The sequence below is a fragment of the Streptomyces sp. NPDC008139 genome, from assembly GCF_042957025.1.
Lineage (GTDB): Bacteria > Actinomycetota > Actinomycetes > Streptomycetales > Streptomycetaceae > Actinacidiphila.
Genome location: NZ_JBIBHM010000008.1, coordinates 272,950 through 285,357, shown reverse-complemented (window position 1 = coordinate 285,357; position 12,408 = coordinate 272,950). Strand labels below are relative to the sequence as shown.

General features: G+C 72.0%; 13 protein-coding genes. All 13 read left to right on the top strand.

The annotated features are described in order from the left end of the window. Positions 1 to 44: 44 nt before the first annotated feature. The 13 genes from ACFZBB_RS19245 to ACFZBB_RS19185 all read left to right on the top strand — a co-directional run bounded on the left by ACFZBB_RS19245 (position 45) and on the right by ACFZBB_RS19185 (position 12,313). A complete protein-coding gene (locus ACFZBB_RS19245) occupies positions 45 to 434 on the top strand; it encodes an NADH-quinone oxidoreductase subunit A (RefSeq protein WP_188283994.1) in 390 nt (129 codons plus the stop codon). Beyond that, positions 425 to 1,033: an NADH-quinone oxidoreductase subunit NuoB gene (locus ACFZBB_RS19240; protein ID WP_391123710.1), complete on the top strand. Its 609-nt coding sequence runs from the start codon at positions 425 to 427 to the stop codon at positions 1,031 to 1,033. Before ACFZBB_RS19245 ends, ACFZBB_RS19240 begins: the two co-directional genes overlap by 10 nt. Further along, positions 1,030 to 1,998, top strand: coding sequence for an NADH-quinone oxidoreductase subunit C (locus ACFZBB_RS19235; protein WP_391123708.1), 969 nt, complete (start codon positions 1,030 to 1,032; stop codon positions 1,996 to 1,998). The genes ACFZBB_RS19240 and ACFZBB_RS19235 overlap by 4 nt, the downstream gene beginning before the upstream one ends. Further along, on the top strand, positions 1,995 to 2,957 hold the full coding sequence (locus ACFZBB_RS19230) for an NADH-quinone oxidoreductase subunit H (protein ID WP_391123706.1): 963 nt from the start codon (positions 1,995 to 1,997) through the stop codon (positions 2,955 to 2,957). Before ACFZBB_RS19235 ends, ACFZBB_RS19230 begins: the two co-directional genes overlap by 4 nt. Before the next feature lies 1 nt (position 2,958). Then, positions 2,959 to 3,621, top strand: coding sequence for a 4Fe-4S binding protein (locus ACFZBB_RS19225; RefSeq protein ID WP_391123704.1), 663 nt, complete (start codon positions 2,959 to 2,961; stop codon positions 3,619 to 3,621). After that, positions 3,621 to 4,292 carry an NADH-quinone oxidoreductase subunit J gene (locus ACFZBB_RS19220; RefSeq protein WP_391123966.1) on the top strand — a complete coding sequence of 224 codons (672 nt, stop codon included), beginning with the start codon at positions 3,621 to 3,623 and terminating at the stop codon, positions 4,290 to 4,292. The genes ACFZBB_RS19225 and ACFZBB_RS19220 overlap by 1 nt, the downstream gene beginning before the upstream one ends. Beyond that, positions 4,292 to 4,693: an NADH-quinone oxidoreductase subunit NuoK gene (nuoK, locus tag ACFZBB_RS19215; protein ID WP_355340336.1), complete on the top strand. Its 402-nt coding sequence runs from the start codon at positions 4,292 to 4,294 to the stop codon at positions 4,691 to 4,693. The genes ACFZBB_RS19220 and nuoK overlap by 1 nt, the downstream gene beginning before the upstream one ends. Further along, positions 4,690 to 6,684 (top strand): NADH-quinone oxidoreductase subunit L, encoded by a 1,995-nt coding sequence (locus tag ACFZBB_RS19210; protein ID WP_391123702.1) that lies wholly within the window; start codon positions 4,690 to 4,692, stop codon positions 6,682 to 6,684. Before nuoK ends, ACFZBB_RS19210 begins: the two co-directional genes overlap by 4 nt. A gap of 7 nt (positions 6,685 to 6,691) precedes the next feature. After that, positions 6,692 to 8,257 carry an NADH-quinone oxidoreductase subunit M gene (locus ACFZBB_RS19205; protein ID WP_355340330.1) on the top strand — a complete coding sequence of 522 codons (1,566 nt, stop codon included), beginning with the start codon at positions 6,692 to 6,694 and terminating at the stop codon, positions 8,255 to 8,257. Next, complete coding sequence (locus tag ACFZBB_RS19200) at positions 8,257 to 9,861, top strand: proton-conducting transporter membrane subunit (protein WP_391123700.1); 1,605 nt, start codon at positions 8,257 to 8,259, stop codon at positions 9,859 to 9,861. The genes ACFZBB_RS19205 and ACFZBB_RS19200 overlap by 1 nt, the downstream gene beginning before the upstream one ends. 195 nt (positions 9,862 to 10,056) lie before the next feature. Continuing rightward, positions 10,057 to 10,914 carry a zinc metalloprotease HtpX gene (htpX, locus tag ACFZBB_RS19195; RefSeq protein ID WP_391123698.1) on the top strand — a complete coding sequence of 286 codons (858 nt, stop codon included), beginning with the start codon at positions 10,057 to 10,059 and terminating at the stop codon, positions 10,912 to 10,914. Further along, on the top strand, positions 10,911 to 11,303 hold the full coding sequence (locus tag ACFZBB_RS19190) for a YccF domain-containing protein (protein WP_391123696.1): 393 nt from the start codon (positions 10,911 to 10,913) through the stop codon (positions 11,301 to 11,303). The genes htpX and ACFZBB_RS19190 overlap by 4 nt, the downstream gene beginning before the upstream one ends. Before the next feature lie 104 nt (positions 11,304 to 11,407). Further along, the gene (locus ACFZBB_RS19185) at positions 11,408 to 12,313 is read left to right on the top strand and encodes a MarR family transcriptional regulator (RefSeq protein WP_355340319.1); all 906 of its coding nucleotides are present in this window, start codon (positions 11,408 to 11,410) and stop codon (positions 12,311 to 12,313) included. Positions 12,314 to 12,408: the final 95 nt, after the last annotated feature.

Below are 12,408 nucleotides of genomic sequence, written 5' to 3'. Positions count from 1 at the left end.
TCTAAAGAGATCCACAAGGATCGCTGGACACCACCGGTCAACGAGTGAACGAGGGGCGGACGGACGTGGACTACTTCCACGGCTACTCGGTCGTCGGCCTGGTCGCGGTCGTCGGTGTGCTCTTCGTGACCGTCGCCTTCGCGTCCGGCCGCCTGCTGCGGCCCGTCGTGCCGACGCGCGAGAAGATGCTCACGTACGAGTGCGGGGTCGACCCGGTCGGCGAGGGCTGGGCGCACACCCAGGTCAAGTACTACGTGTACTCCTTCCTCTACGTCATCTTCGCGGTCGACGCGATCTTCCTGTTCCCGTGGGCCACGGTCTTCGCCGCGCCCGGCTTCGGCGCGACGACGCTGGTGGAGATGTTCGTCTTCATCGGCTTCCTCGCGATCGGGCTGCTCTACGCATGGAAGAAGGGCGTCCTCGAATGGACGTGAACCCGCAGGCGCTTCCCGAGGCCCCTCCGCAGGACCTTCCCGAGCCGCGCCGTCTCGGCGTGCTGTCCCGGCTGGCGCCGGAGCCGATGAAGGTGGTGCTCAACTGGGGCCGCCGCTACAGCCTGTGGGTCTTCAACTTCGGCCTCGCCTGCTGCGCCATCGAGTTCATCGCCGCGTCGATGTCCCGGCACGACTTCATCCGGCTGGGCGTCATCCCCTTCGCGCCGGGACCGCGCCAGGCCGACCTCATGGTCGTCTCCGGCACCGTCACCGACAAGATGGCGCCCGCCGTCAAGCGCCTGTACGAGCAGATGCCCGAGCCGAAGTACGTCATCTCCTTCGGCGCGTGCTCCAACTGCGGCGGTCCCTACTGGGACTCGTACTCCGTCACCAAGGGCGTCGACCAGATCATCCCCGTCGACGTCTACGTGCCCGGCTGCCCGCCGCGCCCCGAAGCGCTCCTCCAGGGCATCCTCAAGCTCCAGGAGAAGATCGCGCGCGAGTCGCTGGCGGAGCGGTACGGCTCCGCCGCGGGCCCGCGCCCGTCCGTCGCCGCCTTGACGAGCGGCCTCGTCACTCCGCCGGAGGGGCCGAGGTGACCGGTTGGCTGCCGCGGGAGGCCGCGGAGATCTTCGGCGAGGGCGCCGTCGCGCAGGAGGCGTACGACCTCCTGACCGTCGATGTGCCGACCGGTGAGTGGGTCGCCTCGCTCACGGTCGCGCGGGACACGCTCGGCTGCACGTACTTCGACTGGCTGAGCGCCGTCGACGAGCCCGGCACCGGCTTCCGCGTCTGCGCGCACGTCGTCGCGCTGGACGGCGGCGTCCGGCGGCTGCTGCTGCGGACGACCGTGCCGCACGCCGCGCCCGTCCTCGCCACCGCCACCGGCGTCTACGCGGGCGCGGCGTGGCACGAGCGCGAGACCCACGAGATGTTCGGCGTCGACTTCACCGGGCACCCGGGCCTCGCGCCGCTGCTGCTCCCCGACGAGTTCGAGGGGCACCCCCTCCGCAAGGACTTCGTCCTCGCCGCCCGCGTCGCCAAGGCATGGCCCGGCGCCAAGGAGCCCGGCGAGTCCCACGACGGCGGCCCCAAGCGCCGCCAGATGCAGCCCCCCGGCGTCCCCGACCCCAACGACTGGGGCCCCCAAAAAGGCCAACTCCCCCCGGCTCCGACCCGCCCGGCCCGCGCGGCCCGTACGGCGGCGGCACCCGGCGACCGCCCGGCGCGTACAACCCCCTCGGGCGACCGCCCGGCCCGCCGCACCCGCAGCGTGACCGAGGGCTCCGCGAGCCAGGCCGCCCCCGCGTCCACCCCGGCCGAGACTCCCGCGCCTCCCGAGACTCCCACCCCGGCCGAGACTCCCGCGCCTCCGCGCAAGCGTGTTCCGGACGCCCCGTGGGAACAGCCCACGCCGCCCACCACGCCGTCCGAGGGCAAGCCCAAGGACGAGCCCAAGGGCAAGCCCAAGGACGAGCCCAAGGACGAGCCCAAGGACGAGCCCGACGCAAGCCAGCCGCCCGACGCGGGGGCGGATGAACCGGACGGGGGCGAGCAGGCGTGAACGACGTCCTGGACGTAGCCCTCCGCCTTGTCGGCGTACTCGTTGTGTTCCTGGTGTTTCCGCTGGTGGTGGGGCAGGCGGAGCACAAGGTGATGGCGCATATGCAGGGCCGGTTGGGGCCGATGTATGCGGGCGGGTTCCACGGGTGGGCCCAACTGGTGGCGGACGGAGTGAAGTTCGCGCAGAAGGAAGACGTGGTTCCGGCCGACGCGGACCGGCGGATCTTCCAACTCGCCCCCGCCGTCGCGCTGCTGCCCTACCTGGTCGTGCTGATCGCGATCCCGGTGGGACCGCACGGCTTCGTCGGCCAGGCGCTGGACGCGGGCCTGATCTTCGTCCTGGCCATGATGGGCATCGGCGTGCTCGGCTCGCTGATGGCGGGCTGGGCGTCGGCGAACAAGTTCTCCCTGCTCGGCGGCCTGCGCACGGCGGCGCAACTGATGGCGTACGAGCTGCCGATGCTGCTCACCGCCGCGTCGGTCGCGATGGCGGCGGGCACGCTGTCACTGCCGGGCATCGTGGGGGAGTACCACTGGTGGTGGACCCCCTGGCAGCTCATCGGCGGCCTCGTCTTCTTCACGGCGGGCCTCGCCGAGCTGCAACGGCCCCCGTTCGACATGCCGGTGGCCGACTCCGAGATCATCTTCGGCGCGTACACCGAATACACCGGCCTGCGCTTCGCCCTGTTCCTGCTCGCCGAGTACGCGGGCATCGTCGTGCTGTGTGCCCTCACCACCGTGCTGTTCCTCGGCGGCTGGCACGGCCCCTGGTCCGGCAGCGTCGGCTGGCTGTGGACGCTGGTCAAGACCGGCCTGCTGGCCTTCGTCGTGATCTGGCTGCGGGTCAGCTACCCGCGCCTTCGCGAGGACCAGCTCCAGAAGCTCGCCTGGACCGTACTCATCCCGCTCGCCCTCGCCCAGATCGCCCTGACCGGCGTCGTCAAGGTGGTGATCTCCTAGCATGGCCATCCCCGGAACCGGCCTCGCCAAGGGCCTGGCCGTCACCCTGCGGACGATGACGAAGCGCTCCGTCACCGACCAGTACCCGGACGCGCTGCCCGCACTCCCGCCGCGCTCGCGCGGTGTGATCGCGCTGTTCGAGGAGAACTGCACGGTCTGCATGCTGTGCGCCCGCGAGTGCCCCGACTGGTGCATCTACATCGACTCCCACAAGGAGACGACACCGGCCGCCGCCCCCGGCGGGCGCGAGCGCAGCCGCAATGTGCTGGACCGCTTCGCCATCGACTTCTCGCTGTGCATGTACTGCGGCATCTGCATCGAGGTGTGCCCCTTCGACGCGCTGTTCTGGTCGCCGGAGTTCGAGTACGCCGAGACCGACATCCTCGAACTCACCCACGAGCGCGACAAGCTGCGCGACTGGATGTGGACGGTGCCCGCGCCTCCCGCGCTGGACCCGGCCGCCGAGGAACCCAAGGAGATCGCCGCCGCCCGCAAGGCCGCCGACAAGGTCCTCGCGGCCCAGGCCCAGGCAGAAGCCCAGGCCCAGGCACAAGCCCAGGCCCAGGCGGAGGCGCAGGCCCGAACAGAGGCCCAGCCGCAGGCCCCGACGGCGACCGACCCGGCGACCGAAGGACCCTCCGCGCCGGGGGAGGGCGACTCGTGATCGTCCACGAAACCATCCACAGCCAGGGCGGCTTCCTCTCGCCCACCGGCGTCGAGATCGCCTTCCTCCTCATCGGCCTCGTCACCCTCGGCGCGGCCGTCCTGACCGTCACCACCCGGCAGCTCGTGCACGCGGCCCTGTGGCTGGTCGTCGCCCTCGGCGGCCTCGCCGTCGAATACCTGCTGCTCACAGCCGAGTTCATCGCCTGGGTGCAGGTGCTGATCTACGTCGGCTCCGTCGTCGTCCTCCTGCTGTTCGGACTGATGCTGACCAGAGCGCCCATCGGCCGCTCGCCGGACGCCGACTCCGAGAACCGCTGGGTCGCCCTCGGCGTCGCCGTCGCCGCCGCGGTCACCCTGGTGTGGGTGGTCGTGGACGCCTTCCGCTCCACCTGGATCGACCTGCACGGCGTGGTCCAGGGCTCCTCGCACGCCACCGGGCAGACCCTGTTCCGCTTCTGGGTGCTGCCCTTCGAGGCGCTGTCGGTGCTGCTGCTCGCCGCCCTCGTCGGCGCGATCGTCCTCTCCCGCCGCGAGACCGCCGAGGACCGCGCGGGCACCGGGACCGCTACGGGCACCGGGACCGGCACGGGCACCGGGACCGGCACGGGCGGCGGCACTCCCACCGGCAGCCCCAGCGGCACCCCCACCGGCCAGGGCAAGGAGAACTGATGCACCTCGTCTACCCGGCCGTCCTCGCCGCCCTCCTCTTCTGCGTCGGTGTCTACGGCGTCCTCGCCCGCCGCAACGCGATCCTCGTCCTGATGTCCGTCGAGCTGATGCTCAACGCCGTCAACCTCAACCTTGTCGCCTTCGACGTGTGGCTGCGCGACACCCTCCACTCCGGACAGGCCCTCACCCTGTTCACCATCACGATCGCCGCCGCCGAGATCGGTCTCGGCCTGGCGATCGTGCTGCTCGTGTACCGCAACCGCGGCAGCTCCGACATCGACCGGCTCACCGACCTCGCCGAGCCGCCCGAGCACGCGTCAGCCGAGCACGCGTCGTCCGAGCACACCGCGTCCGACCCGGACGGCACGGCCGCCGACAAGAAGGCCGAGGCCGCCGCGTGACCCTGACCGCCCTTGCCGCGCTCGTCCCCCTCCTGCCCTTCCTCGGCGCGGTCGCCGGACTCCTGCTCGGCCGGCGCGCACCCGGCTTCGTACGCCCGCTGGCCGTACTGCCCACCGCCACCGCCTTCGTCCTGGCCGCGGTCGTCGCCGCCCGCCAGGGCACCGGCGCGCCGACCGACGCCGTCCACAAGCTCACCGACACCGGCTCCGCGCCCATCTACCTCGCCCTGCACCTGGACGGCTTCGCGGTCCTGATCGCCGTCCTCGTCGGCCTCGTCGCCACCTGCGTCCAGCTCTACTCCACCGCCTATCTGCGCGACGACCCGCGCTATCCCTCGTACGCCGCCCTGGTCTCGCTGTTCACCGCCGCCATGTTCCTCGTCGTCTACTCGGGCGACCTGATGGTGCTGCTGGTCGGCTGGGAGATCATGGGCATCTGCTCGTACTTCCTGGTCGGGCACTACTGGGAGACCGAGGCCGCCAGGACGGCGTCGATCAAGGCGTTCCTGGTCACCAAGCTCGGCGACGTCCCCTTCCTCATCGGGGTGTTCGCGCTCGCCGCCGACGCCGGGACCTTCCGGATCAGCGGCATCCTCTCCGCCGCGGCGCACGGCCGGCTCCACCACCCCACGGTGATCGCGCTGCTGCTGCTCGCCGGGGTCGCGGGCAAGTCCGCGCAGTTCCCCCTGCACACCTGGCTGCCCGACGCGATGGCCGGTCCCACCCCGGTCTCCGCGCTGATCCACGCCGCCACCATGGTCGCCGCCGGCATCTATCTGGTGGCCAGGCTGCTGCCGGTGTTCACCGCGTCCGCCGCCGCGCTGGCCGTTCTCGCCGTGATGGCCGCCGTCACCATGATCGGCTCGGGCCTGGCCGCCCTCGCCCAGGACGACATCAAACGCGTGCTGGCGTACTCCACCATCGGCCAACTGGGCTACATGGCGGGCGCCCTGGCCGTCGCCGACCGCGACGCCGCCGTCTTCCACCTCCTGTCGCACGGCGCCTTCAAGGCGCTGCTCTTCCTCGGCGCGGGCGTCGTCATCCACGCGGCGGGCACCAACTCGCTCACCGCGATGTCCCGCATGGGCTCGCTCGCCAAGCGCGTCCCCGACGCCATGTGGACGATGGGCATCGCGCTCGCCGCCCTCGCGGCCCTCCCTCCGCTGTCCGGCTTCTTCTCCAAGGAGTCCGTGCTGCGCGCCGCCGAGCACGCCTCGGCCGGGCACACCGCGCACGTCCCCTCGGCCGTCGGCTGGACCGTCTTCGTCGCGGGCCTGACCGCCGCCGTCCTGACCGCCGGATACGCCACCCGGCTGTTCCTGCTGGCTTTCCGCGGCAGCGGCCCCGAGGCCCCCGACCACGGCAGGCAGCCGGTCGTGATGACCTCCGTGCTGTGGGTGCTGGCCGTCCCCACCATCGCCTTCGGCGGCCTCGCCTACCGCGAGCTGCCCGACTGGTTCGGCGGCGCCCCGCTCGGCCCCACCCTGATCACCTCCGTCCTCGGCACCGGCCTGGCCCTGGTCGGCGTCCTGATCACCTACGGCGCCTGGAAGGCGGCCACCGCCACCCGGCTCGCCGTCCCCGTCGGAGCCGTCGTCACCGCAGACGGCGACCCCGGCGCGGAACCCGCCCTCGTCGAGGCCGAGGCCACCGCCACCCACGAGGCGATCTACGGCGACATCGCGTCCGCCGACGACCCGGGCGACCCCGGCCGTCTGCTGCTGGGCAGGCTGCACCGCCACGCGGCCCACGGCTTCCACCTCGACGCCCTCTACACCGCGCTGTTCGTCCGCCCGGTGCTGGCCGCCGCGCAACTCGTCCGCTTCCTGGACCGCGAGGTCATCGAGACCTACGTCCGCGGCGCGGGCGGCACCCCCCGGCTGCTCGGCGCGGCCGTCCGCAAGGCCCAGACCGGAAACGTCCAGACCTACCTCAGCGCGCTGCTGGCCGGTGCGGTCGTCCTCGCCGTCCTCGTCGCCGTCGGAGGCTGAGCCCGAAGTGAACGACACCGCCCTCCAGTACGTCCTCGCGGCACTCCTCGTGCTGCCGCTGCTCGGCGCGGTCGGCGCCCTGCTCCCGCCGCCGCCCGGCCTGAAGGGCCGTGACCCCGGCCAGGCCGTCCTGCGGCACGGCGTCACCGTCACCGGCGCCGTACTCGTCCTGGCGATCGTCCTCGCGGCCGGCTTCGACCACGACCACCCCGCCAGGACCCAGGCCACCACCGACCTCAACTGGATCCCCGCGCTCAAGATCCATCTCCACCTCGGCGTCGACGGCATCTCGCTCCCCCTCCTCGTCCTGACCGCGCTGCTGACCTTCCTCTGCGCGCTCTACAGCTACTTCAAAATGCCCGCGGGCCCCGGCCCCAAGGCGTTCGTCGCCCTGCTGCTGCTCCTGGAAGCGGGCACGCTGGCGACCTTCGCCGTGCTCGACCTGATGCTGTTCTTCCTCGCCTTCGAGACGGTCCTCATCCCGATGTACTTCCTCATCGCCCGCTGGGGCGGCGGGGACCGCGAGCGATCCGCACTGCGCTTCATCGTCTACACCCTCCTCGGCTCCGTGATCATGCTGCTCGGCCTGCTCCTCATCGGCGTGAAGGCGGGCACATTCGACATGGTGGCACTCGCCACTGACAACGGGTCATCGCTCAGTCACTCCACGCAACTGATCGCGGTCCTCGCGATCGGCCTCGGCCTGGCCGTGAAGGCCCCGATGTGGCCGCTGCACAGCTGGCTGCCCGACGCCCACACCGCCGCCCCCACCGTCGGATCGGTGCTGCTCGCGGGCGTGCTGCTGAAGATGGGCACCTACGGCCTGGTCCGGATCGTCCTGCCGATGGCCCCCGACGGCATCCACACCTTCGCGCCCTACCTGGCCGCCTTCGCCGTCGTCGGCATCGTCTACGGCTCGCTCGCCTGCCTCGCGCTGGCCCGCCGGGGCAACGGCGGCGACCTCAAACGGCTGATCGCGTACTCCTCCGTCGGCCACATGGGCTTCGTCCTGCTCGGCATCGCCTCCCTGACCCCCACCGGCGTCAACGGCGCGCTCTTCGCCAACATCGCCCACGGCCTCATCACCGGCCTGCTGTTCTTCCTGGTCGGCGCCCTGAAGGACCGATACGGCTCCAGCGACCTCGACACCCTCGCCGGCGCCACGGGAGCCGCGCTCTACGGCAAGGCGCCGCGCCTGGGCGGACTGGTCGCCTTCGCCGCCGTCGCCTCCCTCGGACTGCCGGGCCTGGCCGGATTCTGGGGCGAGATGCTGTCGATGTTCGGCGCCTTCAAACCCGCCGCGGGCCTCAGTCGCCCCGCGTATCTGACCTTCACCGCCGTCGCCGCCTTCGGCACCCTGCTCACCGCCGCCTACCTGCTGGTCGTGGTCCGCCGGGTCTGCATGGGCGACCGCGAGACCGTCGACGCGCAGCCCGCGCTCGCCGACGTCCAGGCGTACGAATTCGCCGCATGGACGCCGCTCGCCGCGCTCACCGTCCTGGCCGGACTGTGGCCCGCCGTCCTGCTCGGCCTCACCGATCCGGCCGTGCACACCCTCCTCGGAGGCAACTGATGCCGTCCCTCGTGCAGTCCGTCGACTGGACGGCGCTCGCCCCCGCCGCCATCCCGGCGGTCCTCGCCCTCGTCGTCCTGGTCGCCGACCTCTTCCTGCCCAAGGCCCGCAAGGAGCTGCTGGCCTGGATCACCGTCGCGGGACTCGTCCTGGCCGCACTGGCCCTGATCCCGCTGCGGGCGGGCCGCCACGCCACCTTCTGCGTGACGGTCGTGCACCCCGGCACCGCGGGCGACCTCCCCGCGGGCGGCGGCGGGTGCTCTTACGCGGCCGACCACTTCGCCCTGGTCATCCAGGCCCTGGTGCTCGGCGGCGCGCTGCTCACGGCCCTGCTGTCGGTCAACACCCAGGACGACCTCCCGGCGGGCGAGTACTGGTTCCTGCTGCTCGCCTCCGCCTCCGGCGCCGCGCTGCTGCCCGCCTCCCGCGACCTGGCGACCCTGATCGTCGCCCTTGAGGTCGCCACCCTGCCCGCCTTCGCGCTGGTCGGCCTGCGGCGCGGCGACAAGCTGTCCAGCGAGGCCGCGCTCAAGTTCTTCCTGTCCTCGGTGACCGCGACCGCCGTCTCACTGCTCGGCATCAGCTTCGTCTACGCGGCCACCGGCACCATGCACCTGGCCGCCGTCGCCGACGGCCTCACGCACGCCCCCGCGCAACTCGTCACCGTGGCGAAGGTCGGCGCGGCCCTCACTCTGGTGGGGTTCGCGTTCAAACTCGCCGCGGCCCCCTTTCACTTCTGGGTGCCCGACACCTACGCGGGCGCGCCGCTGCCGGTCGCCGCGTATCTGTCGGTGGTCGGCAAGGCCGCCGGTTTCTCCGGCCTGATCCTGGTGTCGGTGATCGCCTTCAAGCCCTACCACGACGTGTGGGGCCCGGCCTTCGGCGTACTGGCCGCGCTCACCATGACCGTCGGCAACGTCGGCGCGCTCCGGCAGCGCCCCGGCGTGCCGCGCGGCGCCGTACGCCTGCTGGCCTGGTCGTCCATCGGCCAGGCGGGTTATCTGCTGGTGCCGCTGGCCGCCGCGTCCTCCGCCGCCGACCCGGCGCACGAGATCGGCACCACCGTCGCGTACGCCCTGATGTACGCGGTGGTGAACCTCGGCGCCTTCGCCGTGGCCGCCCTCGTCTCGCGCACCGCCCCGCAGGGCCGGCTCAGCGACTACCGGGGCCTGTACGCGACCCGCCCGCTGGCCGCCCTCGCGCTCGGCTTCTTCCTGCTGTGCCTGGCCGGACTGCCGCCCGGCGTCATCGGCCTGTTCGCCAAGGTCGCCGTCTTCTCCTCCGCAGTCGGCACCCAGCACGGCTGGCTCGCGGTGATCATGGCCGTCAACGTCGTCATCGCGCTCGTGTACTACCTGCGCTGGACGGCGCTGCTCTTCACCCGCCCCGAGGGCGCCCCCGAGCAGCCCCCGAGCGCTGTCACGACCGGCGGCACGAGCGGCGTCACGACCGGCGTCACGACCGGCGGCGCGCTCGCGGCCGTACCCGTCACCCGTACGCCCGTCGGCCTCGTCGCCGCCATCACGCTGACCGCACTGGCCGGGGTGGCACTGTCCGGCGCGCCGCAGCTCGTCCTGCGGTACGCGCAGGGCTCGCTGTTCTGACCGGGGCCTCCCTCCGCCTCTCTGACCAGCACGTCCGCCCCCGGGCCCGACCGGCCGCGGGCCGTATCCGTACGCCCCGCGCCGGTAGCGCTGCGTGCGCATAAGGGAACTAGCGGCGCTCAGGTGGCGTTGTTGTGGTCAGGAGGTTCTCCTAGGGGAGAGGTTCCCCCCGACGCACACTTTGGAGGGCGCACCGTGCACCGCCGGCACAACGGGTTGAAGACCGCCGTACTCCTCGGCGGTCTGTCGGCCCTCATCCTGGTCATCGGCAGCTTCTTCGGCCGGACCGGACTTATCGTGGCCCTGGTCATCGCGGTGGGGACGAACGCGTACGCGTACTGGAACAGCGACAAGCTGGCTCTACGCGCGATGCGCGCCCGCCCCGTCAGCGAATTCGAGGCGCCCGAGCTGTACCGGATCGTGCGCGAGCTCTCGACCACCGCCCGCGAGCCCATGCCCCGGCTGTACATCTCGCCCACCGAGGCGCCGAACGCCTTCGCGACCGGCCGCAATCCGCGCAACGCGGCGGTCTGCTGCACCCAGGGCATCCTGGCCCTTCTCGACGAGCGCGAGCTGCGCGGCGTCCTCGGCCACGAGCTGAGCCACGTCTACAACCGCGACATCCTCATCTCCTCGATCGCGGGCGCGCTCGCCTCCGTGGTGATGTTCCTGGTCAACTTCGCGTGGCTGATCCCGATCGGCCGCTCCGACGACGACGAGGGCCCCGGCATCCTGGGCATGCTGCTGCTGATGATCCTGGGCCCGCTGGCCGCCTCGGTCATCCAGTTGGCCGTCTCCCGCTCGCGGGAGTACGAGGCCGACGCCTCGGGCGCGCGCCTGACCGGCGACCCGCTGGCCCTGGCCTCCGCGCTGCGCAAGCTCGAAACGGGCACACAGCAGCGGCCCCTCGCGCCTGAACCGCGCCTGGAGACCGCCAGCCATATGATGATCGCCAGTCCATTCCGCGCGGGCGACGTCTCCAAGCTCTTCTCGACCCATCCCCCGATGGCAGAACGCATCTCCCGCCTCGAAGACATGGCAGGCCACCGGTGAAGACCATCCTGAACGTCATCTGGCTCATCCTCTGCGGTGTGTGGATGTTCCTCGGCTACGTCCTGGCAGGGGCACTCCTCTGCGTCACGATCATCGGCATCCCGTTCGGCATCGCCGCCTTCCGCATCGGCATCTACGCGCTCTGGCCGTTCGGCTACACCGCGGTCGAGCGCCGGGACGCGGGCACGGGCTCCTTCGTCGGCAATGTGCTGTGGGTGATCCTCGCGGGCTGGTGGCTGGCCCTCGGCCACATCGTCACCGGCGTGCTGCTCTGCGTCACGATCATCGGCATCCCGTTCGGCATCGCCAACTTCAAGCTGATCCCGCTGTCGCTCATGCCCCTGGGCAAGGAGATCGTGCCGACCGACCGGCCGTTCGCCTCGCGCTGAGCGCCTTCGGTCCGTCCGTCGCGCCGAGTGCCTTCCGGCCGTCCGCCGTACCTGACGGCCGGTCAGGAGGCGGTCCCTGCTACCCTCACCTGCGGAGGTGCCGGGTGGACGACTACGCGCTCAGTGTCGAGACGGCGGACGCCGAACTGCCGCCCGCCCTCGCCGTCTACGCGGCGCATCTTCTGCGCCGCGCACACATCCGCGCCAACCGGGTCGCCGATCACCTCGCCCCGGAATTCGGCGTCGCGGCGGGCCAAGGCGCCTCAGGCGCGCGCGACTTCCAGATACTCGACGCGCTCGACGCCCCCGTCACGTACTCCCAGCAGGATCTCGGCGAGCGGCTCGGCATCAACCGCACCACCATGGTCAAGCTGATCGACCGGCTGGAGCAGGCGGGCCAGGTCACCCGCGCCCGCAACCCCGGCGACCGCCGCTCGTACGTCCTCGCCCTCACCGACGACGGCCGCAGCGCCGTCAAGGCCATGGAACCCGCGATGGCCGCGGGCGACGACCACCTCACCGCGGCCCTGACCGCCGCGGAACGCGTCCGCCTCGACGCCCTGCTGAGCACCCTGCTGGCCCGTACCCCGCCGGAGCGCGGAGTACGGCGTACGAGCCCGCTGATCGCCCAGGCGCACCATTTCGTACGGCGCCGGATCGAGGACGCGCTGACCGACGTCGGCCTCCAGGCGCGGCACTTCGGCGCGCTCACCGTCCTGGCCGACGAGGCGAGTTCGCAGCAGCGCCTCGCCCGGCGGCTCGGCATCAGCGAGCAGGCGATCCTCCAGATCGTCGACGACCTGGAGAGCGCGGGCCGGGTGGTGCGCGAGCGCGACCCGCGGGACCGGCGGCGGTACGCGCTGCGGCTGACCGACGCGGGGCGCGACGCGCTGGCCACCGCCCGGCGGGCCGTCGAGGCCGCCGAGACCGACATGGGCACGAGGCTCGGCACCGACGGCCGGGCGGAGCTGAAGGCGCTGCTCACGAAGATGCTGCGCGCGGACGTCTGACCACCGGCTGTCGCGCGCTGGGCGCCCGTACCGTTTTCCGCCTCCCATCCCCCTCGCAGACCGTGTTCCCCGACCCGCATCCCCCACCGCATCCC

Coding starts and splice junctions, on each gene's coding strand:
- nuoK (WP_355340336.1), top strand. CDS start 4,292: ATGCACCTCGTCTACCCGGCCGTCCTCGCCGCCCTCCTCTTCTGCGTC.
- ACFZBB_RS19225 (WP_391123704.1), top strand. CDS start 2,959: ATGGCCATCCCCGGAACCGGCCTCGCCAAGGGCCTGGCCGTCACCCTG.
- ACFZBB_RS19240 (WP_391123710.1), top strand. CDS start 425: ATGGACGTGAACCCGCAGGCGCTTCCCGAGGCCCCTCCGCAGGACCTT.
- ACFZBB_RS19200 (WP_391123700.1), top strand. CDS start 8,257: ATGCCGTCCCTCGTGCAGTCCGTCGACTGGACGGCGCTCGCCCCCGCC.